The organism is Robbsia betulipollinis, assembly GCF_026624755.1.
Classification (GTDB): domain Bacteria; phylum Pseudomonadota; class Gammaproteobacteria; order Burkholderiales; family Burkholderiaceae; genus Robbsia; species Robbsia betulipollinis.
Genome location: NZ_JAPMXC010000006.1, coordinates 269520 through 295096, shown reverse-complemented (window position 1 = coordinate 295096; position 25577 = coordinate 269520). Strand labels below are relative to the sequence as shown.

Sequence of the window (25577 nt, the reverse complement as noted above, 5' to 3'; positions counted from 1 at the left end):
AACGGCGCCTTTTTTTTGCGCCTGTTTTACCGCGCCCTCCACGCGGGTTTTTTGTGATATTTCGTAAGATTTCCCCTGCTCCGGCACGCCGGGATAGGCAACCGCGTTTTACTGCGCACGCTATGATGTAGCACGTTTCCGGCAGGCAGGATGGCCCTGCACCACCGTGCGAAGCGACCGTCCTAGCCGCAAGTCCCTTGCCTTCCGGAAACATCGTCAATGTGGATTGTCGATATTGCGCTGAAACGGCCCTACACGTTCATCGTGATGGCCTTGATGATCCTGATGGCAACGCCGTTCGTGATCTTCACCACGCCCACGGACGTGCTGCCGAACATCGATATTCCGGTCATCAGCGTCATCTGGACCTACAACGGGCTGTCCGCGAAAGACATCTCGGACCGAATCACCTCCGTCAACGAGCGCAGCCTCACGACGACGGTCAACAACATCGAGCATGTCGAGTCGCAGTCGTTGCCCGGCATCGCCATCATCAAGCTGTTTCTCCAACCGGACGCGGTGCTGCCGACCGCGATCGCGCAGACGGTGGCGAACGAGCAAGCCCAGTTGAAGCAGATGCCGCCGGGGGCGACGCCGCCGCTGGTCATCAGTTATTCCGCTTCGAGCATTCCGGTCATCCAGCTCGGACTTTCCGGGTCGAACGTCAGCGAGCAGCAACTCGGCGACGCGGCGCTGAATTTTCTGCGGCCGCAGATCGTGACGATCCCGGGCGCGGCCTCGCCCTATCCCTATGGCGGCAAGACGCGCGCCATCGCCGTCGATCTGGACACGCGGGCCTTGCTTGCCAAGGGCCTGACGCCCCTCGATGTCGTCAATGCCGTCAATGCACAGAATCTGATCCTGCCGACCGGGACCGCGAAACTCGGACAGACGGAGTTCATCGTGAATATGAATGGATCGCCTGCGACCATCGCCGAGCTGAACGATATCCCCATTCGCACGGTCGACGGCGCCACCACCTACATGCGCGAGGTCGCCCACGTGCGCGACGGTTCGATCCCGCAAACCAATATCGTCCGGCAGGACGGCAAGCGCGGCGTGCTGATCACGGTGCTGAAGAACGGCAATGCCTCGACGCTCGCCATTGTCAGTTCCTTGAAGGCGATGCTGCCGCGTCTGCAGCAGACAGTGCAACAGGGCATCAAGATTTCGCCTTTGTTTGACCAGTCAATCTTTGTCAAGGCATCTATTTCCGGACTGGTCCGCGAAGCGCTGATCGCCGCGCTGCTGACCGCGGCGCTGATTCTGTTGTTCCTGGGAAACTGGCGCAGCACCATCATCATCGCGGTGTCGATCCCGCTCTCGATCCTGTCGTCGTTGATCGTGCTGCATGCGTTGGGCCAGACGATCAACATCATGACGCTGGGTGGCCTGGCGCTGGCCGTGGGCATTTTGGTGGACGACGCCACCGTGACGATCGAGAACATCGAACGCCACCTGCACGAGGGCGCGGCCCGTTACGATGCGATTCGCAACGGTGCCGGCGAGATCGCCATCCCGGCCCTGGTGTCCACGCTGTGCATCTGCATCGTCTTCGTGCCCATGTTCTTCCTCACCGGCGTGGCGCGTTATCTTTTCGTGCCGCTGGCGGAGGCGGTGGTCTTCGCCATGCTGGCTTCCTACCTGCTGTCGCGCACCCTGGTGCCGACCCTGGCGCTGATGCTGCTGAAGGATCAGCCTCCGGCATCCGCGCATTCCGGCGCGGCGGGGACGCCAAAGTCGTCGGGCTCGCTGTTCGGCCGGCTGTACCACCGGTTCGACGAACTTTTCGAGAAGGTGCGCGGCAACTACATCGTGCTGCTGAGTACGATGCTGGTGCGCCGACGGTTTTACGCGGGCGCCTTCCTGGGTTTCTGCCTGCTGTCCTCGCTGCTGGTATTCGTGCTCGGCCGCGATTTTTTCCCGAGCGTCGACGCCGGTCAGATCCGGCTGCACATGCGCGCGCCCACCGGCTACCGCATCGAGGAAACCGCGCGTCTGGCGGACGAGGTCGAGAAAGTGGTACGCCAGACGCTGCCTGCCAGTGAAATCGACACGATCGTCGACAACCTCGGGCTGCCGAACAGCGGCATCAATCTGTCCTACAGCAACGCCGGCACCATCGGCTCGCTCGATGGCGAGATCCAGATCGCGTTGACGGCGGACCATCATCCCTCCGCCGGCTATATCGACACGCTGCGTCGGGTGCTGCCGCAGCGGTTCCCGGGCGTCGAATTCTTCTTCCAGCCGGCCGACATCGTCACGCAGATCCTGAATTTCGGCCAGCCGGCCGCGGTCGACCTGCAGGTACGCGGCAAGGATCAACAGGCGAATTTCAAGGTCGCCAGCACGTTGATGAAGCAGATCGCGCAGCTGCGCGGCACTGTGGATACCCATATCCAGCAACGCGTGGACGCACCGATGTTGACGCTGCAGATGAATCGCAGCCGCTTGCAGCAATTGGGACTGAGCGCGCAGAACGTTACCCAGGAAGTGCTGATTTCGTTGTCGGGAAGTTCGCAGACGACGCCGTCCTTCTGGTTGAGTCCGGACAATGGCGTCGAGTACCCGGTGTCGGTGCAGACACCGCAATATCAGGTACAGAGCCTCGACGATCTGCTGCGTACACCGGTGTCCGGCCCATCGGGCGGGGTGCCGCAATTGTTGGGCAACCTGGTGCAGGTACGGCCAGCCGTTCAGCCCGCGGTCGTCAATCACTACAATATCCAGCCGTCGATCGACGTCTACGTCAGCGTCGAGGAACGCGATCTGGGCAGCGTCGCCAGCGACATCCAGCGGATCGTCGCGCAGGCGCGCAAGTCTTTGCCGAAGGGTACGGAAATCAATCTGCTCGGTCAGGTGGCGACGATGCAGTCGTCGTTCGTGGGGCTGGGCCTGGGTGTGGCGATGGCCATCGTGCTCGTGTACCTGATCATGGTCATCAATTTCCAATCCTGGCTCGATCCGCTGGTCATCATCAGCGGCCTGCCCGCAGCTTTGGCGGGGATTGCCTGGATGCTGTTCCTGACCCGCACGCACCTGAGCGTGCCGGCCCTGACCGGCGCGATCATGACCGTCGGAGTGGCCACCGCCAACAGCATCCTGGTGGTGGCGTTCGCCCGGCAGCGCCTGGAGGGCGGCGCCGCCCCGCTGGCCGCCGCGCTGGAAGCGGGAGCCACCCGGATTCGTCCGGTCCTCATGACCGCGACCGCGATGATCATCGGCATGGTGCCGATGGCGCTGGGTCTGGGCGAGGGCGCGGAACAGAACGCGCCACTGGGGCGTGCGGTGATCGGTGGCCTGCTGCTGGCCACCGTATCGACGCTGCTGTTCGTACCGCTGGTCTTTGCCGGCGTGCATAGCCGTCTCGCGAAGCGCGCGGCGCGGCGCGAGGCCGGGCACGGTCACGAAGCTGACGGCAAGCAAGAAGACAAGCAACAAGACAAGCAACAAGACAAGCAACAAGACAAGCAGGAAGACAAGCGCGACGCACCGCCCCCGGGCGCGGCCGCATCGACACGAGATTCGACATGAGCGAGACACCGCAGGCCGGGCCGCCGCAAGGCGAGGAAGGCAAGGACGTTCCGGAACGAACGCCGAACCCGGCGCCCGGGAAGACCGACGGGCGTGGCAAGACCGATGAGTCCGGCAAGACCGATGAGTCCGGCAAGACCGATGAGTCCGGCAAGACCGATGAGTCCGGCAAGACCGATGAGTCCGGCAAGACCGATGAGTCCGGCAAGACCGATGAGTCCGGGAAAAAGGACGCTGCCCCGCATGTCTCGCGGCCCATGCCGCCGCGTGCCTTGGTGCGCCGTCGCGCCAAGCGCATTGGCCTGGTGGTGCTGGTGATTTTGCTGATCGGCGCGGCCTGGACGATCTATGCCAATTTGCGCAGCCGTCATCGGACCGAAAAGGTCAGTCAGCAGAATAGCCAGCAATTCGTCACCGTGGTGCACGCGACCCGGCAGGGCGGCGAGGGCGACGTGGTGCTGCCCGCCACCTTGCGCGGGAACGTCGAGTCGCCGATTTACGCGCGCGCCAATGGCTATGTCGTGCATTGGTACGCCGACATTGGCGCGCGCGTGGTGAAGGGTCAGTTGCTGGCGCTGCTCGACACGCCGGAGGTCGATCAGGAATGGGCACAGGCGGTCGCGCAGCGTCAACAGACCACGTCGGCGCTGGCCCTGGCGAAGACGTCCGCCGACCGTTCGCAGCAACTGCGGCAGCGCGACGCCGTCTCGCAGCAGGAACTCGACGACCGGACGGGCAGCTATCAGCAAGCCCGGGCCAACGAGGCGGCGGCGGATGCCAACGTTCAGCGACTCGCGCAGTTGCGCGCCTTCAAGCGTATCCTCGCGCCGTTTACCGGCGTGGTGACGCAACGCAATATCGATGTCGGCGACCTGATCGCTGCGGGAAATGGCACCACGCGCGCGATGTTCGTGCTCGCGCAATCGGACCCGTTGCGCGTGTATGTTTCGGTACCGCAGGCCTATTCCACCAACGTGGCGCTCGGGCAGCAGGTGACGGTGCGGCAGGCCGAGCTACCGGGTAAAACCTTTTCCGGGGCGATCACGCACACGTCGGCCGCCATCGACGTGCCGACCCGGTCGCTGCAGATCGAAATCACGCTGCCCAACCACGACGGCCTCCTGCTGCCGGGCGCCTACGTGCAGGTCACCCTGCCGCGCGCCTCGGGAGGACGCTGGATCGTGCCGGGCAATACCCTGCTGTTTCGCGCCGAAGGACCCCGTCTGGCGACCGTGGGCGCGGACAACCATGTGCACCTGCTGCCGGTGGTCATCGCCCAGGACACCGGCAAAACGCTGGAGATCGATAACGGCATTACCGCGTCCGATCGCATCATCGTGAACCCGGGCGACGCCCTGGCGGAAGGCGATGCCGTGACGATCGCGCCCCCCAAGGCGGCGCCGAAGGCGTCCGCCACGCAGCCGGCGAGCGCGTCGCAGAAGGCCGCGACATGAAGCGTCTGCATGGCAGCCTCGTTCTGTGCGCGGCGTTGCTGACGGCGTGCACGGTCGGACCCGACTACAAGCGCCCCGCGGTGGACACCCCGGCGCAGTGGCGCACGGACGCATACTGGCAGGCGGCCGCCCCCTCGCATGCGCCGCTGTCGCTCGACTGGTGGCAGGTGTTCGACGACGCGGTGCTGAACGATCTGGAACAGCGCCTGTTGACCGGCAACCAATCGTTGCAGTCCGCGAGCGCGCATTATGCCGAAGCGCGCTCCTCGCTCGACGCGGCCACCTCGGCGATCTTTCCGCAGGTCACGCTCAACAGCGGTCTGGCGCGGGAAAAAATCTCCGGTCAGCGGCCGGTGCAGCGCTACAGCACGCCGAGTCAATCGACCGTGCAGAACGACATCACGCTGGAGGCGGGCGTCAGCTACGAAGTCGATCTGTTCGGGCGCGTGCGCCGTACGCTGGAGGGCGCGCGCGCGGCAGTCGATCAGGCGGATGACGATCTGGCCAACGCCCGGCTGGTGCTGACGGCGAACCTGGCCAGCACCTACTTTTCGCTGCGCGAGCTCGATGACGAAATCGACATCGTCCAGCGGTCGCTGACCTTGCAGCAGCGGGCGCTGGATTACGTGCTGACGCAGCACGACCTGGGTGCCGTCTCCGGGCTGGACGTCATGCAGCAGCGTTCGCAACTGGACGCCAGCCGCACGCAGGCGCAATTGTTGACGCGCCAGCGCGCGCAATACGAGCATGCGATCGCCGCGTTCATCGGCGTGCCCGCGCCGGTCTTCTCGCTCGCCACCCGGGTCGCGCCGCTGCCGGTGCCGCGCATCGCCCTCGGAGTGCCCAGCGCGCTGCTGCAAAGACGCCCGGATGTCGCCTCGGCGGAACGGGCGATGGCGCAGGCCAACGCCCGGATCGGCGTCGCGCGCACCGCGTATTTTCCCGACCTGACGCTGTCGCCCACGATCGGCTGGGAAAGCACGCGGTTCGCCTCGATGCTGTCCGCGCCGTCATTGCTGTGGTCGGTCGGCAGTTCGCTCGGCGAAGTCGTGTTCGACGGCGGCAAGCGGCGCGCGGGCGTGGCGTTCGCCCAGCAGGATTACGTGGCGGTGCAGGCCACTTACCGTCAGACCGTGCTGACCGCCTTCCAGGAAGTGCAGGATGGGATAACCGGCCTCTCGGTGCTGGATGGCGCCGTGATGCAGGCCCACATCGCTTCCACCGATGCAGAGAAACTGCTGAGCCTGGCGAACGATCGTTATTCCGGCGGTCTGGTGGCCTACCTCGATGTCATCAGCGCGCAGGAGCAGCTGCTGAGCAGCCAGCGGCAGGAAATTCAGATTCAGGGACAGCAGGCGGGATTGGTCGTGTACCTGGTCAAGGCGCTGGGGGGCGGCTGGAATGACGCGCCTGCCGTGCCTGCCGTGCCTGCCGCGTCCGCCGCGTCCGCCGTGCCTGCGGCGATCGGTCGTCCGACCGTCTCCGGCTGACGTCACGGCGTCACCGGCCAGGGGGCCGCCGATGCGTCCGGCGAGCGCGGATTGCGTCCTGTCCTGTCATGAGTTCCTCCGGACACGCTACGCTTTCGAAAGCAAACGGCGTGCAGGGAGGACTTTCGTGTCGCGTAGGCAATTCGTCAAGACCATCGGTTACGGCCTCGCCGCGGGCACCACGCTGCGTCTGCCCTGGGCGGCCGCGCAAACGGCCGGTGCCGCCTCCGGCGCCGAGGGCGTGCATCCGATCGATCGCATTCATCAGATCCTGATCGTCGACGGGTTCTCGCTGCCGCACCGCTTGCCCGATCGGATCGATGCTTGTATGGCGTCCCTCGGACAGGTCTATCCGACGGCGCGACAGACGCTCTGGAGCGGCGACGCGGTGCGCACCCTGATCGCGCGGGACTTCGATAGGGATGTTCTGCAGGCATTCGACACGTTGAAACCCTACGCGTACAAGTCGGACCTGGGGCGGCTTTGCATCCTGTTCGCGCAGGGCGGTCTGTACAGCGACATCATGCTGCGGCACGAGCGGCCATGGGAGATATCGGCGCGCTATGGTTTCGGCATCTTCAATCAGGCCTGGCGCTGGCGTAAAACCGTCAGCACGGTGTCCAACAGTCTGATCTGGTCGCTGCCCGGGAGGGCGGAACTGGCGCTGACCATCGAGAGGATCGTCGCGCATTGTCACCGGCGTTACTACGGAGACGATCCGGTCGATGTGACGGGGCCGCGCGTGCTCGGTCATGCATGCGCCGCGGCGGCGACGGATCGGTGGCGCAGGATGCTTCCCGAGGACCAGTACCGAGGCGTGCATGAAGCGCCAAGCCTGGACGTGGATTTGCCCTTCATCGCCCGGGAGGACGACAGGACGGTCGTCGCCGTTCGCCCCCGCCGCCATGCCGGCGACTGGAGCGGAACCGGCCTCGGCACCAATAACTACCAGGCGATGTGGCGCGACAGGGACGCGTATACCTGACGCCGTTGCAACCGCACGCCATGGTGCCGGGGACAGGGACGGCGCTTTCGGCTTCAGCCGCGCCGTCGACCACGTGCTCCCCGCGTGGCGCAGTTACACCGTCGTGCTGCCCGGCAGCGTATTCAGCCGGAACTGCTGCATCGGCTCGCCCAGGATGTCCTTCATCAACGGTGCGGCTTCGGTCATCGTCGGCGCCTGCATGTGGCCCTGCAGCGCGGCTTCGTCATCCCATGTTTCGTAGGTGACGAAGCGCGCCGGTTTTTCGAGGTCGGTCAGCAGCGTGTACGCCTGGCAGCCGGGCTCGGCCTGGAATTTGGGGAGTGCGGACGTCAGCAGATCCTTCAGGGCCTGCTCCTGGCCGGGCTTGGCCACCATGATCGCAACGACGGTGAGTGCGGTAGTCATTTCAGTGTTCCTGTGAACGGGGCGATGGCGCCCGATCGCTCCATTCTGAACCCTCGCGGCGAAAACTGCCGGGACCAGCCGGTCCGCCTTGCCGAACGACGCTGGAACGGCATTGACCGGTATTACCCGCGCTGGTGCCGGCCGACCATTTTTTCCAGCGAATCCCGCAGCGGCGAGGGTTCCAGGCCCGCGCGCAACGCGTCGAGGCAGGCGAGCCCCGTGGCGCTCAGCCGGGCGGTTTTCGGCGGCACGGCCGGCACGGGCGCGAGAGGCCGGATGCGCACCTTGACGATATCCACCGCCCAGCCGCGGGTGCGCAGGAAACCGACGAGCTTCGGTTCCAGGTGTCGCAGGCGCGCCGCCAGCGCGCTGTGCGGCGTCAGCAGGGTCAGCACGCCGTCGCTGGCCGACGCGGCGGCCACGTTGGTGCGCAGGTAGTCGGGCAGGCAGGCGCCCAGGTCTTTCTCCAGCGAACGCAGGCGGGCGACGCCCTCCCGCAGATGCGCAAACGCGTCGTTCGAGGCGAGGGCTTCGACGATGGGGGTCGCGTAGCCGCGCCCCGAACGGGGCTTGCGACGCGGCGAAGCGGGCGGGAAAGGACGATTCATCGGCAAGTGGGAACGAAACCGGGACATGGGGAGGCGCGCGCGACCGCGCCTGGCGCGGGCGCGTCGCCCGCCACCGGCCGATGCGTGAACGCAACCGGCTCGGCCCAATGGACTAAGATACCACCGAGCAGACCGATGAGACGAGGCGCGCGTGATAAAATGCCCAATTCTCTTACGAGCCCACAGACGCCCGAAAGGTCGCCCGCTAGCGCAGGCGCACCGACCGCGACGCTTAGAAACGACCTGATGATTTCCGGAATACTCCAGAAAGTGTTTGGCAGCCGCAATCAGCGACTGGTCAAGCAATACAGAAAAACCGTCGTCGCGATCAATGCGCTCGAGCCCGCCATCGAGAAACTGAGCGACGCCGAACTGCAGGCGAAGACCGTCGAATTCCGCCAGCGCATCGCCGGCGGCGAGACGCTCGACCAACTCCTGCCCGAAGCCTTCGCGGTCTGTCGCGAGGCGAGCCGGCGGGTGCTGAAGATGCGGCATTTCGACGTCCAGCTGATCGGCGGGATGGCGCTGCACCAGGGCAAGATCGGCGAAATGCGCACCGGCGAGGGCAAGACCCTGTGCGCGACGCTCGCCGGCTACCTGAACGCGCTGCCCGGCAAGGGCGTGCACGTCGTGACCGTCAACGACTACCTCGCGCAGCGCGACGCCGAGTGGATGGCGCGGCTGTACAACTTCCTCGGGCTCTCGGTCGGCATCAATCTGTCGCAGATGGACCACACGTCCAAGCAGCAGGCGTACGAGGCGGACGTCACGTACGGCACGAACAACGAGTTCGGCTTCGATTACCTGCGCGACAACATGGTCTACGAAGTGGAAGGGCGCGTGCAGCGGCCCCTGAACTTCGCGATCGTCGACGAGGTCGATTCGATCCTGATCGACGAGGCCCGCACGCCGCTGATCATTTCGGGGCAGGCCGAGGACCATACGGATCTCTACGTCCGGATGAACGCATTGCCGCCGCTGCTCGAGCGGCAGATCGGCGAGGAGAAATCCGACGGCACGGGCGTCGAGGTGCCGGGCGACTACACGCTCGACGAGAAGGCGCGGCAGGTCTTCCTGACCGAACGCGGCCACGAGAAGGCCGAGAGCCTGTTGTCGCAGTGGGGCCTGATCGGCGAGGGCGAGAGCCTGTATGCGCCGCAGAACATCACGCTGATGCACCACGTGTACGCCGCGCTGCGCGGCCACACGCTGTTCCTGCGCGACCAGCATTATGTCGTGCAGGAAGGCGAGGTCGTGATCGTCGACGAATTCACCGGCCGCCTGATGTCCGGGCGCCGCTGGTCCGACGGTCTGCACCAGGCCGTCGAGGCGAAGGAAGGCGTCAAGATCCAGAACGAGAACCAGACGCTCGCGTCGATCACGTTCCAGAACTACTTCCGGATGTACGAGAAACTCTCGGGCATGACCGGTACGGCCGATACCGAAGCCTACGAATTCCAGGAGATCTACGGCCTGGAGACGGTGATCATCCCGACGAACCGGGTGCCCAAGCGCCTGGACCGGCAGGACCAGATCTACAAAACGGCGAAGGAACGCTACGACGCGGTGATCCGCGAGATCCGGGAGTGCTACGACCGTGGCCAGCCGGTGCTCGTGGGCACGACCTCGATCGAAAGCTCCGAGCTGCTGTCGAGCCTGCTCGGCCAGGTCGAACTGCCGCATCAGGTGCTCAACGCCAAGCAGCACGCGCGGGAAGCCGAGATCATCGCGCAGGCAGGCCGGCCGAAGATGGTCACGATCGCGACGAACATGGCGGGCCGCGGCACCGACATCGTACTGGGCGGCAACGTCGAGAAGCAGGCCGGTTTCATCGAAGCCGACGCGGCGATCCCCGACGGCGAAAAGCCGCGCCTGATTCAGCAGCTGCACGACGAATGGCAGGCGCTGCACGATGCGGTGAAGGCTGCGGGCGGCCTGCACATCATCGGCACCGAGCGCCATGAATCGCGCCGTATCGACAACCAGTTGCGCGGCCGCGCGGGCCGCCAGGGCGACCCGGGTTCGTCGCGCTTCTTCCTGTCGCTGGAGGATCCGCTGCTGCGCATCTTCGCCGGCGACCGCGTGCGTGCGATCATGGACCGCCTCAAGATGCCCGAAGGCGAGGCGATCGAGGCCGGCATCGTATCGCGCTCGATCGAATCGGCACAACGGAAAGTCGAGGCGCGCAATTTCGACATCCGCAAGCAGTTGCTCGAATACGACGACGTGTCGAACGACCAGCGCAAGGTGATCTATCAGCAGCGCAACGAACTGCTGGAAGCCAGCGACATTTCCGAGACGATCGCGGCGATGCGGCAGTCGGTGATCACCGATCTGGTGCGCACCTACGTGCCGACGAACAGCATCGAGGAGCAGTGGAACCTGGCGGGACTCGAGCAGGTGCTGCGCGACGACTGGAAGCTGCCGGTACCGTTGCGCGAGCTGGCGGGCGCGGTGCAGAACGTCAGCGACGACGACATTCTCGAGAAGGTGCTCGAGGATGCCGACGCGGCGTACGAACAGAAGGTCGGGCTGGTGGGACGCGAGGACTTCAACGGCTTCGAGCGCACCGTCATGCTGCAAACGCTCGACGGCCGCTGGCGCGAACATCTGGCCGCGCTCGATCACCTGCGTCAGGGCATCCATTTGCGCGGCTATGCGCAGAAAAACCCGAAGCAGGAATACAAGCGCGAATCGTTCGAACTGTTCGCCCAGACGCTCGACGCGATCAAGTCCGAGGTGATCCGTTTCGTGATGAACGTGGAGATCCAGTCGTCGGAACAACTGGAGAACGCCACCGAGCAGGTCGAAGGCCAGGCGAACCAGAGTCTGGTATCGCTCGAATTCCATCACACCGACATCGACGGCTCGGAAGTGGTGGAAACCGGCGGCATCGGTCAGGCGACGCTGCCGGATGCGGCGCTCGCGCCCACGGCCGGGCCGCTCGATGCCACCGGCAGCGGCGCCTACCAACAGACCGACGAGTCGCCGATTCCGGCGCCGGCACCGCACCTGTCGTCGCACCCGGCGTATCCGAAGGTCGGCCGCAACGACGCCTGCCCCTGCGGCAGCGGCATGAAGTACAAGCAATGCCACGGCAAGATCGCCTGAACAGGCCGGACATCGGGCGTTGAAACCGTCGGCTGACCACGCATGTCGCGGGTCAGCCGATTTGCTTATTCCTCCACGCATACCAGAAGGACGCGTCATGGCCGTGAATTTCCCGACGATGGATCCATCAACGCTTAATCCGGTCGCGGGCATGACCCTGGGCTGGGCCGAAGCGCACATTCGCAAGCCCAACCGCAAGGATGTGCTCGTGATCGCGCTGGAGGAAGGTGCGAGCGTCTCCGGCGTCTTCACGCTGAACCGCTTCTGCGCGGCGCCGGTGACGGTGTGCCGTGCGCATCTGGCCGAACCGGGGGCCGGGATCCGGGCGCTGGTGGTCAATACCGGCAATGCGAACGCCGGCACCGGCGAGCCGGGCCTGGCGATGGCCCGGCAGACCTGCGCCGCACTGGCCGAGCTGATGGGCATCGCGCCGCAGCAGGTGTTGCCGTTCTCCACCGGCGTGATCCTCGAACCGTTGCCGGTCGAGCGGCTCATCGCCGGTCTGCCGGCGGCGCTCGCGCAGCAGGACGCCGCGCACTGGGCCGAAGCGGCCGAGGCGATCATGACCACCGACACGCGGCCGAAAGCCGCGTCGCGCGAGGTGAACATCGATGGTCACCGCGTCGTCATGACGGGCATCAGCAAGGGTGCGGGCATGATCAGGCCGAACATGGCGACGATGCTGGGTTTCATCGGTACCGATGCCCGCATCGCCCAGCCCGTGCTCGATAGCCTGATCCAGGACATCGCGGACCGTTCGTTCAACTGCATCACGATCGACGGCGACACCTCGACGAACGATTCCTTCATCGTCGTCGCCACCGGTCGCTCGACGCTGCCCGAGATCACCTCGACCACGGAAGCGGCCTATGTCGCGCTGCGCGAGTCCCTGCTCGGCCTCGCGCAGGAGATCGCGCAACTGATCGTGCGCGACGGCGAGGGCGCGACGAAATTCATCACGATCCAGGTCGAAGGCGGCGCGAGCGCAGCGGAGTGCCGCAAGGTCGGTTACGCGATCGGCCATTCGCCGCTCGTCAAGACCGCCTTCTTTGCCTCCGATCCGAATCTGGGCCGCATTCTCGCGGCGGTCGGCTATGCCGGCATCGACGACCTCGATGTCGGCGGCGTCGATCTGTATCTCGACGACGTCTGGGTCGCCAGGGCCGGTGGCCGCAACCCCGACTACCAGGAAGCCGACGGTCAGCGCGTCATGCAGCAAAGCGAAATCACGGTGCGGGTGGTGCTGGGCCGGGGCGACGCTGCGGCGACGATCTGGACATGTGACCTGTCGCACGATTACGTGAGCATCAACGCCGATTACCGCTCCTGAGCCGCCATGGACAAACTCGAACACTTTCTCACGCGCGCCGAAGCGCTGCTCGGCCGGCTCGAAACGATGCTGCCGCCCGCCACGCCCCTGATCGAATGGGACAAGGCGGTCGCCTTTCGCTGGCGTACCCGGCAGGGGCGCGGCTATCTGCAGCCGGTGCCCGGCCTGTCGTCGATCGCCCTGGACGATCTGCAGAACATCGACCGGCAGAAAAGCGCCATCGAGCGCAACACCCGGCAATTCGTCGAGAAGCGTCCCGCCAACAACGTGCTGTTGACCGGCGCGCGCGGCACGGGCAAATCGTCGCTGATCAAGGCCTGCCTGAACGCCTACGCCGCGCAGGGCCTGCGCCTGATCGAGGTCGACAAGGACGATCTGCACGACCTCGGCGATATCGTCGATCTGGTGAGCGGGCGTCCCGAGCGCTTCGTGATCTTCTGCGACGACCTCTCGTTCGAGGACGGCGAGTCCGGCTACAAGGCGTTGAAGGTGGCGCTCGACGGGTCGATCGCCGCGCAATCGGACAATGTCCTGATCTACGCGACCTCGAACCGCCGTCACCTGATGCCGGAATACATGAAGGAAAACGAAAGTTACCGGCATACCGACGACGGCGAGATCCATCCCGGCGAAGTCATCGAGGAAAAAATCTCGCTGTCCGAGCGTTTCGGGTTGTGGGTCAGCTTCTACCCGTTCAAGCAGGACGATTATCTGACCATCGTCGGGCACTGGCTGCGGCATTTCGGCGCCGCGGCGGCGGATGTCGAGGCGGCGCGCGGCGAAGCGCTGATCTGGGCGCTGGAGCGCGGTTCCCGTTCCGGGCGGGTTGCCTTTCAGTTCGCGCGCGACTGGACCGGCCGGCACGAGGCGGCGGGCGCATGAGTACGCCTGCGGGCGCACCGGCGGGCGCGGGCGGACGTCCCATCACCGAAGTCGCGGTCGGTGTCCTGCTGCGGCCCGACGGACGCTTCCTGCTGGCGCAACGCCCGGCCGGCAAACCCTATGCGGGCTATTGGGAGTTTCCTGGCGGCAAGCTCGAAGCGGGGGAGTCGGTCGCGGCCGCGCTGGCGCGTGAACTGCAGGAGGAGCTGGGCATCGATATCGGCGCGAGCGAAGCCTGGCGCGTGCTGGAGCACGATTATCCGCATGCCTATGTGCGTCTGTATTTCCACAAGATCCGGCACTGGCGCGGCGAACCCAGCGGCCGGGAAGGCCAGGCCTTTCTCTGGCAGCGCGCCCCGGTCGACGTGGCGCCCCTGTTGCCGGCGGCGCTGCCGGTCATCGAATGGCTGGCGGCGGAGCCGCCCTGACGGTGTGCAAGAGCCGCCCCGGCGCGGTGTAAGATGCATCATCGCGCAATCGGCTAGAATCGCCTTGCGCGCTTCCTCGAGCGCCCCCCGACACCGCGCAGGTCAAAAAGGAACATCACATGACGCCCCACGCCATCATCAGCGGGGGATCGAGCGGGATCGGGCTCGCCCTGGCGCAGAAGCTGGCGGAAAGCGGCCATCACCTGACGATCCTCGCCCGTGATCCCGAGCGTCTCGACGCCGCGCGCCGTGCACTCGAAGGCGCGCGGCAGCGGGACGAGCAACGCATTCTCGTGCTGAGCGTCGACGTGCGCGATGCGCCGGCGGTCAAGGCCGCGGTCGAGCGGGGTATCGCGGAAAACGGCGCGCCGACGCTGGTGGTCGCCAACGCCGGCATCGTGATTCCCCATACTTTCGAGACCCTCACGCCCGAGGCGTTTCGTACAACGATGGACGTCAACTATCTGGGCGGCGTCTACCTTGTGCATGCGGCGCTGCCCGCGATGCGGGCGGCGGGCCGCGGACATATCGTGCTGGTGTCGTCCGGCGCGGGGCTGCTGGGCATTTACGGCCTGTCCGCGTACACACCGACCAAATTCGCGTTGCGCGGGCTCGGCGAGGTCTTGCGCGCCGAGTTGAAGCCGCTGGGCATCGGGGTGTCGGTGGTATATCCGCCGGACACCGACACGCCGATGCTGCGCGAGGAGATCAAGATACGGCCGACGATCACCAGCCAGATCGCGGCGGGCGCCAAGGCGGCCACCGCCGAGGAAGTGGCGGAGGCCATCGTGCGGGGCGTCGCCGGAAAACAGTTCTCGATCGCGCCCGGCCTGACGCTGGGCGCGCTGTCACGTCTGGGCAGTCTCATCGGCCCCCTGGTCAACCGGTGGTATTTCGATCCGCTGATCGCGCGTTCGCTCAAGCGCCAGGAACGTCCCTGAACGCGTGCGCGGGCGCGCCCGCGACGTATTCCATAGAAAAACAGTCGCACGCATGCCGCTGCATGGGCGGCACAGGAAACCTTTCATGTCATCTGCTTCGTCTGCCATCGAGTCCGACTCGAGCGAATCGAATCACGGCGAGAATTTCGCGCTGGCCGAGCTGTTCAACACCGATGCCACGACGCTGCAGGGGCGCGTCAAGCCGTTTTCGGACTTCTACCGCGATACCGTCGAGAAAGGGATGGTGCATTACAGCCGGGAGATCGTATCGGCCGTGTCCAACCGGACCCGCGTGCGTGCTGCCGACGGCACGATCCGGGAAATGATCATGCTCGGGTCGAACAATTATCTCGGCCTGACCACGCACCCCCACGTCATCGGCCGCATCAAGGACGCGCTGGACACCTTTGGCGCGGGCGTGGGCGGGCCGCCCCTGCTGGGCGGGATGACCGAACTGCATCGGCTACTGGAAAAGCGGCTGTCGCGGATGAAGGGCGCGGAAGACACCATGTTGTTCGGTTCCGGCTATCAGGCCAATCTCGGCTGGATCAACACCCTGATCCGGGCCGACGACGTGCTGCTGTATGACGCCTACAACCATGCGAGCCTGTACGACGGCATCGCGCTGACCGCGGCGAAAACCAAGTTCAGTGCGATCCGTTTCGCGCACAACGACATGGATCACCTGGAACGGCTGCTGCAGCGCTACCGCAAGGCCGAGGACCGGCCCAACCGGCAGATCTTCGTCGCGGCCGAGGGTGTGTACTCGATGGATGGCGATCTGGTGCCGCTCCCGCGCATCAGCGCGCTGTGCGCCACCTACGGCGCCGTGTTGATGGTGGACGATGCGCACGGCACCGGCGTGATGGGGCGGCATGGAGGCGGAGTGGGCGAGCATTTCGGCATGAAGGACGGCGTCGATATCTGGGTAGGCTCCTTCAGCAAGGCGTTCGGCATGACGGGGGGCTTCCTCAGCGCCAGTCGCGAAGTGATCGACTACCTGCGGTTCTGTTCCCGCGCCTATATCTTTTCCGCCCATTTGCCGATCACGACCGTTGCCGCCGTGCTCGGTGGGCTCGAGGTCCTCGAACGGGAGCCGGAGCGGATCGTGCGGCTCCACGAAAACGCCCGGTATCTGGAAAAAGCGTTGAGCGGACTGGGTTTCAAGACGTTTCGCGAGGCGGCGATCATCCCGGTGCACATGCCGCCGGACGCGAACATTCGCGAAGTGTGCAAGTTGTTCGACGACGAAGGCATTTTCCTGAATTCGATCGAATACCCGGCAGTGTCGAAGGATGGGCAGCGCCTGCGCCTGAGCGTCATGGCAACGCACACCCCCCAGGATCTCGACGAAGCGATCGCCGCGTTCGAGCGGGTCGGGCGGACGGTGGGCATCCTCGCCGGTTCGTCATGGCGGGGACCGCAGCGGGCCGGTTGACGCGGCGCCGGTTCAGTTGAGTTTTTCCGCGTCGTCGGAATCGCCATCCTGGGTGTCGCTGTGGATCGCGTACTTCTCGCTCGCCCAGGCGCCCAGATCGATCTGTTTGCAGCGTTCCGAGCAGAACGGGCGAAAGCGGCTGGCTTCGGTCCAGACGACCGGTTTGCCGCAGGTCGGACATTTGACTGTAAGCATCGGGCGAAAACTAGAGGTTGCAAAGGGTCAGCATGAAGGGCACGTCGCTGTCGACCGCCCGCGGCTTCAGATCGCCGTCCTGCGATGTGAAGCGCACCCACAACATGTACTTGTTCGCGCTGGCCTCGGGGATCACCTTGAGCGTGGGCGAGACCCGCACCTGCATGAGCTGATAACTGCGTCCAGACAGCATCTGCTGGTAGCTGCCCTGCGGCGCCATCACCTTCGCCGCCTGCCCCGATTCCCGCGCAAGGCGCAGGACGATCGACGCGGCTTCCTGCAGCGGGACGATCGGCATGATCCACTTGGTGATGTCGTCGCGCCGTTGCTCCGGGCTGTTCTGCTGCCAGGCGTAGTAGGACGGCAGGTCGAACTTGCAGGTGCCGCCGGGAATGATCATGCGGCTGCGGATGCTGCCAAGCCATTCATTGTCGGTCAGATGTTGCCCCGGCTTGCCCTGCAGGCGGCCCAGTCCGGTCAGCGCGTGGTCGATCTGCCCGAGCACGGCTTCCAGTTGATCCTGTTCGATGCCCGGATTTTCCCGATAGGGCGCGAGCGCCTGCTTCTGGCGATCGAGTTCCTTCAGCAGGTCCGACCGCAGGTCCGTGCGTCCCGTCACCTCGGCGATCTCGAACAGTGTCGTGAGCGCGGTGTGATGCGCGCGCGGATCTTCCTGCGCCAGAAAGAAGGTGAAGCGCTCGAAGAGATCCTCGAGCCGCAAGAGCGTCCGGATGCGTTCGTTGAAAGGGTATTCGTAAAGAATCAAGCGGAATCGCCTTAGAGGTGTTGTGCGCTTCAGGTTTGCGGACGGGACACGTCATTCTAATGCGGGGGCCCAGGCGCCGCAACGCGCGCTTTTTAAGCAGCCGCCGCCAGGGCGAGATAGTGCCGGTGCAGGACGTCGATTTCGGCGTGCAGGGCGGCGAGCGGCTTATGATCGTTCACCAGCGTATCGTCGGCGGCCGCCAGACGGGATTCACGACTCGCCTGGCTGGCGATGATCGCCCGTACCTGCGCCTCGCTCAACCGGTTGCGCCGCATCACGCGGACGATTTGCGTCTCGATCGCGCAGTCGACCACCAGCACCCGGTCGACGCGTGACGCCCAGCGCCCGGATTCGACCAGCAACGGCACCGCGAATATCAGATAGGGCGCCGCCGCATGATGGGGCTGGCGCAACTCGCGCTCGGTCTCGGCCCGGATCAGCGGATGCGTGATGGATTCGAGTTGTCTGCGGGCGGCGGCATCCGCGAACACCTTTTCCCGCATGCGCGCGCGGTCCAGCGACCCGTCGTCCGCCAGAAAATCGGCACCGAAGGCCGCGGCAATCGGCGCGATCGCCGTGCCGCCCGGTGCCGTGACGCGGCGCGCGAGCACATCGCTGTCGATCACGCTCGCGCCCAGCGCCGCGAAGCGGTCGCTGACCACCGTCTTGCCGCTGCCGATGCCGCCGGTGAGTCCGATCCTGAGCATGCTAGGCGATCCAGTGGCGCAAAGGGTCGCCGAAAAACAGCGCGACGCCGCCGGCGAAGGCGAGATAGGGACCGAACGGCAGCGGCTGGTCCGCGCGCCGCCGGCCGCTGAACAGTGCCGCCAGGCCGAACAGCGATCCCGCCAGCGCTGCGAGCAGGACGATCTGGGGCAAGGCCTGCCAGCCGAGCCAGGCCCCCAGCGCCGCGAGCAATTTGAAGTCGCCGTAGCCCATGCCCTCCTTGCCGCGCAGCAGCCGGAAGCCCCAGTAGATCAGCCAGAGAAACAGGTAGCCGGCCGCGGCGCCGATGACCGCGTCCGTCAGCGGCACGAACAGGTCGCCGACATTGAGCAGCAATCCCGTCCACAGCAGCGGCAGGGTCAGGACGTCCGGCAGCAGATGCGTGCGGGCGTCGATGAAGGCGAGGGCGATCAGGCTCGCGCACAGACCGAAGGCCGCGACGCCGGTCCAGCCGGCGCCGAAGTGCCGGAGCACGACCAGCGCCATCGCCATCGTCAGGACTTCGACGAGGGGATAGAGGATGCCGATCGCGTGGCCGCAGGCGCGGCAGCGGCCACGCGCGAGCAGATAGCTCACGAGCGGGATGTTTTCGACCGGGCGCAGCACGTGGCCGCACGACGGACAGGCCGAGCGCGGCAGCGCGAGATCGTAACGTTCCAGAGGCGGCGGCATGACGGCGGCGGCATCGAGCGCGCCTGCGGCATCGGGTGCGCCGGGTCCGCTGGATGCCGTGGCGCCGACAGCGCGGGGCGTGGCATCCCGGTCGCCCTCTCGGGCGCGCGTGTCGCCGATCTCGTCGGCGATCTCGGTGCGCCAGGCGCGTTCCATCATGATCGGCAGGCGGTGGATCACGACGGTCAGGAAGCTGCCGATCGCCAGCCCGAAAAGCGCGGCGAACAGGTATTGCAGGACGGGCGGCAGCATGCCGAAGGCCGTGCCATAGCCGATCAGCCAGGAGGAAAGCGCTGTGCCCGTGAGTTCGTTGCCTTGCATGACTTGCCGCCTGGTTCGAAACGGCCTCCATCCTATACCACATTGCCCAGTTCGATAATCGGCAGATAGAGCGCCACGACCAGCAGTGCGACGATGCCGCCGCACAGGCTGATGACCAGCGGCTCGACGATGCGGGTCCATGCCGCGACGCGGGCCTGGGCATCGGCGGCATAGCGTTGTCCGAGTTCGTTCAGCATGCGGTCCAGCGCCCCGGTGTGCTCGGCGAGTGCGACGCTGCGCACGGCGGAAGCGGGAAAGCAGCCGGCCCCGGCCATTGCCGTCGCCAGCCGCTCGCCGTTCTGCAGCCGGTGCGCGAGCCGTGCGCTGGCATGCGCGAAAACCGGCTGGGCATGGCCCGCGCCGAGGATGCGCAACGCGTCCACCAGCGGTGTACCGGCCAGCAGCAGGACGGCAAGGCCGCTGGCCCATTGGCCCAGCGCCGTCTGCGTGCAAAGCGGACCGACCAGCGGCAGGCGGAGCCAGCGCGCATGCGCCGCGTGCCGGAACGTCGGCGAGCGCTGCCAGCCGAGACGCGTGCCGGCTCCCGCCAGCACGGCGCCAACCATGGGGATCCAGCCATACGACAGCAAGCCATCTGTCGCATTCAGCACCGCGCGCGTGAGCGGCGGCAGGACCGCGCCGAAATCGTCGAAGAGATGCTGGAACGCGGGCACTGCCCAGATCATCAGCGCGAGCACGACGCCCAGTGCGACCGCGCAGACGAACGCGGGATAGACAAGCGCCTGACGCACCTGCTGACGATGCCGCTCGCGGTGCTCCCGCGCCTCGGCCAGGCGCAGCAGCATGTCGGCGAGCCGGCCGGAGGACTCGCCCAGCGTGACCAGTTGCAGGTAGAACGCGTCGAAGGTCCGGGGATGCTGGCGCAGCGCATCGGCGAGCGAGCGTCCCCGGACGAGCTGGTGGCGTATCGCGCTCAGTACCGCGCACGGCGCGCGGCCGTCGTCCGCGCAGGCGAGCAGGTCGAGCGCCGCGAGCAGCGGAATGCCGGCATGCAGCAAGCCGGCCAGTTGCCGGGTGAGCAGGGTCAGGGGCCGGCCGAGCAGGCGGGGCGCATGGCGCCGGTGGCGGAAGCGCGGCGAGGAACGGCGCGGTGGCATCGGCGCGGCCTGCGCCGCCGCGCGACCGGACGGACGCGCGGCGGGCTGGGCGAAGGCGCGCGGGCGTGTCATGCGTCACTCCCGGTGGCGCCGAACGCCTCGGCGAGGCTGGTCCGGCCCGCCCGCACCGCCGCCAGCGCGGCATCCTGCAGCGTCGGAATGCACTCGGCGCGCGCCTGCGCGCTCAGGGCGACGACGCTGGCGTCGCCGACGATGAGTTCGCGCATCCGTGCGGAGATCGGCATGACTTCGTGGATCGCCATGCGCCCCCGGTAGCCGATGCCGTGGCAGGCATCGCAGCCGACCGCGCGCCAGGCGGGAGGGAGATCCCCGCCGGCGGGGTCGTGCACGGTCGTCGCGCACGCCGGCCGGGACCGCGCCGGCATTGGCCGTACCCCGGGCGGAGGCGCCGGGGAGAACGCCGCCATGGCGGCGGACCCCATGACGGCGCATTGCGCGATCGCGAGCGGATCGGGTTCGCGGCATTGCGGACAAAGCTTTCGGACCAGGCGCTGGGCGGTGACCAGACGCAGCGCCGCGGCCAGCTTGTAGGACGCGATACCGATGTCGCGCAGGCGAATGATGGCCGACGACGCGTCGTTGGTGTGCAGGGTGGAAAGGACGCGATGCCCGGTCTGGGCGGCCTTGACCGCGATGTCCGCCGTCGCGGCGTCCCGGATCTCGCCGACCATCATGACGTCGGGATCCTGGCGCAGGAAGGCGCGCAGAACGCTGGCGAAATCGAGCCCCGCCTTCTCGCGCACGCTCACCTGGGTGATGCCGGGCAGACGCAGCTCGACCGGATCCTCGACCGTGCAGATATTGATCGATGGATCGTTGATCGCGTTCAGGAAGCCGAACAGGGAGAGCGTCTTGCCGCTGCCGGTGGGGCCGGTGACGAGGATCATTCCATGCGGCGCGTGCAGCGCGGCATACAGCGCCGCCTGCTGCCCTGCGTCGTACCCGAGCATGCCGAAGTCGAACAGCGCCGGCAGCGTGTCGAGCCGGCGCAGCACGACCTTTTCTCCATGCACGGTGGGCAGCGTGCTGACGCGGAAATCCTCGCTGCGGTCCGCACACAGACGCAGACTCAGGCGGCCATCCTGCGGCAGACGGCGTTCGGCGATGTCGAGACCCGCGAGCGCCTTGATCCGCGCGATCAGGGGATCGCGCAGGTGCGAGGGCACGGGGTCCGCGAGATGGAGGACGCCGTCGATCCGCAGCCGGATGCGCCAGTCGTGCGCGCCGCGTTCGAAATGCAGGTCCGATGCATTGCGCGCGGCCGCATGGATCAGGATGTCGTTCAGCAGTCGGACTGCGGGGGCATCGGCATCGTGGCTGGCGGCGCCAGGACGCGTAAGCGGGCGCGCCGCGGTAGACGGGGCCGGGGTGGCCGCGCAAAGTGCGGGAGAACGCGGTGGCGACGGAGACATGGCACGAAGGCCGCGCGAGGCGGCGCAAAACCGGTAGGTCCCCATCTTCGCGCGCCGTGCCGCCGCCGCCCATTCGGCCTTCCGGCCGGAACGCGTTTAGCGTCGCGCGGGTTTGCCGCCCGCTGCCTTGCTCGAGATGCTGGCCGCCGCCTTGTCGGCGGCTTTGTCCACGGCGGGGCGAAACAGTTTGACCGTCCGTACCGCCTGATTGTCGATCTGCATGACCTCCACCCGGCAGCCGTTGATCGCCATCGATAAAGCGCCTTCCGGTATTTCCGTCAGGATCTCGAGAATCAGGCCGTTCAGGGTCTTCGGACCGTCCACCGGCATCTGCAGCCCGAGCAGGCGGTTCAGTTCGCGCAAGGGCGTGCCACCTGCCACGATGCAGTCGTCCTGCGCGCTCCAGCCGGGCCGCGAGGCGGCGGAGCGCGGTACCGAGGTGGTGAATTCGCCGATCAATTCCTCGATGATGTCCTCCGGCGTCACCAGCCCCTGCACTTCGCCGTACTCGTTGACGACGATGCCGATACGGCGACGATGCTCCTGGAAGAACTGCAATTGCTGGAAGACGGGCGTACCGGTCGGAATGTAATACGGTTCGGTCAGCATCGAGCGCACCGTGTCGGGCGTGAAGCCGGGCGTGTGCAGCGCCGCCAGCGTCTTGCGCACGTGCAGCACGCCGGCGATGCGATCGATGTCGCCATCGTAGACGACCAGCTTGTTGTGATAGCAGGTCTCGAGCTGCTGCACGATGGTTTCGAAGCGCGCGCTCAGATCCAGGCCTTCGATGCGTGCGCGCGGCACCATCACGTCGTCGATCTCGATATTGTCCAGGTCGAACAGATTCCTCAGGATGCTGCGATGCTTGAGCGGCAGGAAGCTCCCCGAGTCGAGCACGATGTTGCGTACCTCCTCGGAACTCAGTCGCACATCCCGGGCGCCGTGGGTATTGATGCGCAACAGATGCAGGGTGGCCGAGGCGAACAGGTTCACGAACCAGATCAGCGGCTGGGCGACCCGCATCAGCGGGCCGAGCACGAAGCTGGCGGGCAGGGCGATCTTCTCGGGAAAACTGGCGCCGACGATTTTCGGCGTGATCTCGCAGAACACGATGATCAGGAACGCCACCACGCCCGTGGTGACCGACAGAACGACGCTGTCGTTGCCGAACATGCTCAGCGTGATCGATGTCGTCACCACCGGAATCACGACATTGATCAGATTGTTGCCGATCAGGATCAGGCTGAGCAGCTGTTCGGTCTTGGCGAGCAGACCCTGCGTGCGCTTCGCGCCGAACGCGCTCTTGCTCGCCAGATATTTGAGTCGATGGCGGTTGATCGCCATCATCGACGTTTCAGAAATGGAAAAGAAAGCGGAAAGAACCAGCAGCAACAGGATGGTGCCGATCTTGGCCCATAAGGGAAGCGTGTCCACGCGCGCTCGTCGGAAGCAGAAGGAGTGACACACTATAGCAGAGCCATAACGGCTGCCTGACGGCGGTCTGCCTCATGCAGGACATATGGCGGGTCCCGGAAACAAAAAAACCGTCCAAAAGGACGGTTTTTCGCTGAACGCCGCATGCCGAGGATGCGACATTCAAATTCTGGTCGGGGTGAGAGGATTCGAACCTCCGGCCTCTACGTCCCGAACGTAGCGCTCTACCAGGCTAAGCTACACCCCGATGACAACGGATTGGTGCTGAAGAAAGACGCGAAGAATACAGCAAATCCGGTCATCCTGCAACGCTGGCAACGCTCTTTTTCGAATTTTCCTGAAACCGTGTGGTTTCGGGAATCGTCAAGAGTGGCGCCCCGTCGAATAAGAGCATAATTCTAGCAGGCTTTTCTTGTAAATGGAATCGGGAAAGTGAATTATCGCGGCAGCGGCGGCCTCGGCCTCGCGGCGCGCGCAGGCCAGCGTGTAGTCGAGCGCGCCGGAGCGCTGGATGGCTTCGAAAATCGTGTCGAACCGGTCCGTGCCGCCCTGTTCGATTGCTTCGCGGGCGAGCGTGCGGTATTCCGGGCTGCCATGCTCCATCAAATGGATCAGGGGCAGCGTCGGCTTGCCTTCGCGCAGATCGTCGCCGGCGTTCTTGCCCATTTCCTCGGCGCAGCCCGCGTAGTCGAGCCAGTCGTCCATCAACTGGAAGGCCGTGCCCATGCGTCGTCCGTATTCGCTCGCCGCGGCTTCCACCGGCGCGCTGGCGTCGGCGAGAATCGCGCCCAGCTGCGCGGACGCCTCGAACAGGCGCGCCGTCTTGTATCGGATCACCTGCGTATAGCGTTCCTCATTGACGTCGGGGTCGTGCATGTTGAGCAACTGCAGCACTTCGCCTTCCGCGATGACGTTGGTCGCATCGGAGACGATCGCCATCACGCGCAGCCGTTCGACGCTGACCATCATCTGGAACGAACGCGAGTGCAGGAAATCGCCGACCAGCACGCTCGCCGCATTGCCGAACACCGCATTCGCCGTTTTCTTGCCGCGGCGCAGATCCGACTCGTCGACGACGTCGTCGTGCAGCAGCGTGGCCGTGTGGATGAATTCGATGACGGCGGCGAGTTCGTAGCGTTCCGGACCGCGGTTGCCCAGCGCCCCGGCGATCAGCAGCAGAAGGGCGGGCCGCAGGCGCTTGCCGCCGGCGCCGATGATGTATTCGGAAATCTGATTGATCAGCACGACCTCGGACGAGAGGCGTGCGCGGACCACCCGATCGACTTCGAGCATGTCGTCGGCGATGGGGGCGAGAATCGACGCGGATGACGCGGAGGACGCAGCGGCGTAAGAAGCGGCAGTCAAGACGGCACCGAATTAAGAGGGATAGCGCGGATTATAAGGCGAACCCGGGGCGCAGCGCGGAAACCATTGTGCCGATGCCCGCCGGACAGCCGCCGCGCGGCGGGCGAAACGGCGCGGAACGGCGCGATGCAACCGCGCCTGGCGACGCCGGCAAGGGGGCGAATGGTGCGTCGACGTTTGACGGCCTGGCGCTTTGCGGATATAATCCGCCGTTTCCGCGCGTTGTGCGTGGGATTCCTGGCGTTTTCGGGCGCCAGTATCATGAATCAAGAGTGAGGTTCAACAATGTACGCGGTCATAAAAACCGGGGGCAAGCAGCATAAAGTTGTCGTCGGCGAAAAATTGAAAGTAGAACAGATACCGGCAGACATTGGCGCTGAAATCACGCTCGACCAGGTGCTCGCGGTAGGCGAGGGCGAATCGATTAAGTTCGGTACGCCGCTGGTCGGTGGGGCTTCCGTCAAGGCGACTGTCATTGCCCACGGACGTCACGACAAAGTGACGATTTTCAAGATGCGCCGCCGCAAGCACTACCAGAAGCACGCTGGCCATCGTCAGAATTACACGCAACTGCGTATCGAGTCGATCGACGGCTGACCAGCCGCCGCCGCTCGTCCACACAGTTTCGTCAATGGCGTGAAAGACGCCTAGGAGTTCAAACATGGCACACAAAAAAGCAGGCGGGTCATCCCGCAATGGCCGCGATTCGGAATCCAAGCGCCTCGGCGTGAAGGTGTACGGCGGCCAGGCGATCAACGCGGGCGGCATCATCATCCGTCAGCGCGGCACGCGCGTCCATGCCGGCAGCAATGTCGGCATCGGCAAGGACCACACGCTGTTCGCACTGGCCGACGGCCATGTGCAGTTCGCCGTGAAGGGCGCGGGAAAGAAGCAGTTCGTGAACGTGCTTCCGGTTGCAGCGGCCTGACGGGCTTCCGCCC

22 protein-coding genes and 1 tRNA gene are annotated in these 25577 nt (G+C 65.7%); 12 read left to right on the top strand and 11 right to left on the bottom strand.

Annotated features, from left to right (window positions below):
• Positions 1-219: 219 nt before the first annotated feature.
• The 4 genes from OVY01_RS17335 (at position 220) to OVY01_RS17320 (ending at position 7463) form a co-directional block, all read left to right on the top strand.
• Positions 220-3534: an efflux RND transporter permease subunit gene (locus OVY01_RS17335; RefSeq protein WP_267848810.1), complete on the top strand. Its 3315-nt coding sequence runs from the start codon at positions 220-222 to the stop codon at positions 3532-3534.
• 257 nt (positions 3535-3791) lie between these two features.
• Complete coding sequence (locus OVY01_RS17330) at positions 3792-4988, top strand: efflux RND transporter periplasmic adaptor subunit (protein WP_267848887.1); 1197 nt, start codon at positions 3792-3794, stop codon at positions 4986-4988.
• Positions 4985-6478: an efflux transporter outer membrane subunit gene (locus OVY01_RS17325; RefSeq protein ID WP_267848809.1), complete on the top strand. Its 1494-nt coding sequence runs from the start codon at positions 4985-4987 to the stop codon at positions 6476-6478. The genes OVY01_RS17330 and OVY01_RS17325 overlap by 4 nt, the downstream gene beginning before the upstream one ends.
• A 127-nt stretch (positions 6479-6605) precedes the next feature.
• Positions 6606-7463, top strand: coding sequence for a glycosyltransferase (locus OVY01_RS17320; protein ID WP_267848808.1), 858 nt, complete (start codon positions 6606-6608; stop codon positions 7461-7463).
• Positions 7464-7556: 93 nt separating this feature from the next.
• Here the strand turns inward: OVY01_RS17320 and OVY01_RS17315 are convergent, their stop codons facing one another.
• The gene (locus tag OVY01_RS17315; RefSeq protein WP_267848807.1) at positions 7557-7868 is read right to left on the bottom strand and encodes a putative quinol monooxygenase; all 312 of its coding nucleotides are present in this window, start codon (positions 7866-7868) and stop codon (positions 7557-7559) included.
• Positions 7869-7990: 122 nt separating this feature from the next.
• Positions 7991-8476: a DciA family protein gene (locus OVY01_RS17310; RefSeq protein WP_267848806.1), complete on the bottom strand. Its 486-nt coding sequence runs from the start codon at positions 8474-8476 to the stop codon at positions 7991-7993.
• Between the two features lie 246 nt (positions 8477-8722).
• Here OVY01_RS17310 and secA point away from each other — a divergent pair, with 246 nt between their 5' ends.
• From secA to OVY01_RS17280, 6 genes are all read left to right on the top strand, one after another.
• A complete protein-coding gene (gene secA, locus OVY01_RS17305; RefSeq protein ID WP_267848805.1) occupies positions 8723-11587 on the top strand; it encodes a preprotein translocase subunit SecA in 2865 nt (954 codons plus the stop codon).
• 97 nt (positions 11588-11684) lie between these two features.
• Positions 11685-12917, top strand: a complete 1233-nt coding sequence (argJ, locus tag OVY01_RS17300; protein WP_267848804.1) for a bifunctional glutamate N-acetyltransferase/amino-acid acetyltransferase ArgJ — start codon at positions 11685-11687, stop codon at positions 12915-12917.
• A gap of 6 nt (positions 12918-12923) precedes the next feature.
• Positions 12924-13799, top strand: a complete 876-nt coding sequence (locus tag OVY01_RS17295; RefSeq protein ID WP_267848803.1) for an ATP-binding protein — start codon at positions 12924-12926, stop codon at positions 13797-13799.
• Positions 13796-14227: an NUDIX domain-containing protein gene (locus OVY01_RS17290; protein WP_267848802.1), complete on the top strand. Its 432-nt coding sequence runs from the start codon at positions 13796-13798 to the stop codon at positions 14225-14227. The genes OVY01_RS17295 and OVY01_RS17290 overlap by 4 nt, the downstream gene beginning before the upstream one ends.
• A gap of 119 nt (positions 14228-14346) precedes the next feature.
• Positions 14347-15168: an SDR family oxidoreductase gene (locus tag OVY01_RS17285; RefSeq protein WP_267848801.1), complete on the top strand. Its 822-nt coding sequence runs from the start codon at positions 14347-14349 to the stop codon at positions 15166-15168.
• Positions 15169-15253: 85 nt separating this feature from the next.
• Positions 15254-16606, top strand: a complete 1353-nt coding sequence (locus OVY01_RS17280; protein WP_267848800.1) for an aminotransferase class I/II-fold pyridoxal phosphate-dependent enzyme — start codon at positions 15254-15256, stop codon at positions 16604-16606.
• A gap of 12 nt (positions 16607-16618) precedes the next feature.
• On the opposite strand, the gene yacG is transcribed toward OVY01_RS17280, so the two are convergent.
• The 9 genes from yacG to OVY01_RS17235 all read right to left on the bottom strand — a co-directional run bounded on the left by yacG (position 16619) and on the right by OVY01_RS17235 (position 24636).
• Positions 16619-16801 carry a DNA gyrase inhibitor YacG gene (gene yacG / locus OVY01_RS17275; protein ID WP_267848799.1) on the bottom strand — a complete coding sequence of 61 codons (183 nt, stop codon included), beginning with the start codon at positions 16799-16801 and terminating at the stop codon, positions 16619-16621.
• A gap of 10 nt (positions 16802-16811) precedes the next feature.
• The gene (zapD, locus tag OVY01_RS17270) at positions 16812-17567 is read right to left on the bottom strand and encodes a cell division protein ZapD (protein WP_267848798.1); all 756 of its coding nucleotides are present in this window, start codon (positions 17565-17567) and stop codon (positions 16812-16814) included.
• 92 nt (positions 17568-17659) lie between these two features.
• Complete coding sequence (gene coaE / locus OVY01_RS17265; protein WP_267848797.1) at positions 17660-18274, bottom strand: dephospho-CoA kinase; 615 nt, start codon at positions 18272-18274, stop codon at positions 17660-17662.
• A gap of 1 nt (position 18275) precedes the next feature.
• A complete protein-coding gene (locus tag OVY01_RS17260; RefSeq protein WP_432422272.1) occupies positions 18276-19286 on the bottom strand; it encodes a prepilin peptidase in 1011 nt (336 codons plus the stop codon).
• Positions 19287-19318: 32 nt separating this feature from the next.
• Positions 19319-20476, bottom strand: a complete 1158-nt coding sequence (locus tag OVY01_RS17255; RefSeq protein WP_267848796.1) for a type II secretion system F family protein — start codon at positions 20474-20476, stop codon at positions 19319-19321.
• Positions 20473-21837, bottom strand: a complete 1365-nt coding sequence (locus OVY01_RS17250) for a GspE/PulE family protein (protein ID WP_267848795.1) — start codon at positions 21835-21837, stop codon at positions 20473-20475. The genes OVY01_RS17255 and OVY01_RS17250 overlap by 4 nt, the downstream gene beginning before the upstream one ends.
• 96 nt (positions 21838-21933) lie before the next feature.
• Positions 21934-23271, bottom strand: a complete 1338-nt coding sequence (locus tag OVY01_RS17245; RefSeq protein WP_267848794.1) for an HlyC/CorC family transporter — start codon at positions 23269-23271, stop codon at positions 21934-21936.
• 170 nt (positions 23272-23441) lie between these two features.
• Positions 23442-23518: transfer RNA gene (locus tag OVY01_RS17240), tRNA-Pro, on the bottom strand.
• 116 nt (positions 23519-23634) lie between these two features.
• Positions 23635-24636, bottom strand: a complete 1002-nt coding sequence (locus OVY01_RS17235; protein ID WP_267848793.1) for a polyprenyl synthetase family protein — start codon at positions 24634-24636, stop codon at positions 23635-23637.
• A gap of 285 nt (positions 24637-24921) precedes the next feature.
• On the opposite strand from OVY01_RS17235, the gene rplU reads away from it, so the two are divergent.
• Positions 24922-25233, top strand: a complete 312-nt coding sequence (rplU, locus tag OVY01_RS17230; RefSeq protein WP_267848792.1) for a 50S ribosomal protein L21 — start codon at positions 24922-24924, stop codon at positions 25231-25233.
• 64 nt (positions 25234-25297) lie between these two features.
• The gene (gene rpmA, locus OVY01_RS17225; RefSeq protein WP_267848791.1) at positions 25298-25564 is read left to right on the top strand and encodes a 50S ribosomal protein L27; all 267 of its coding nucleotides are present in this window, start codon (positions 25298-25300) and stop codon (positions 25562-25564) included.
• Positions 25565-25577 lie beyond the last annotated feature (13 nt).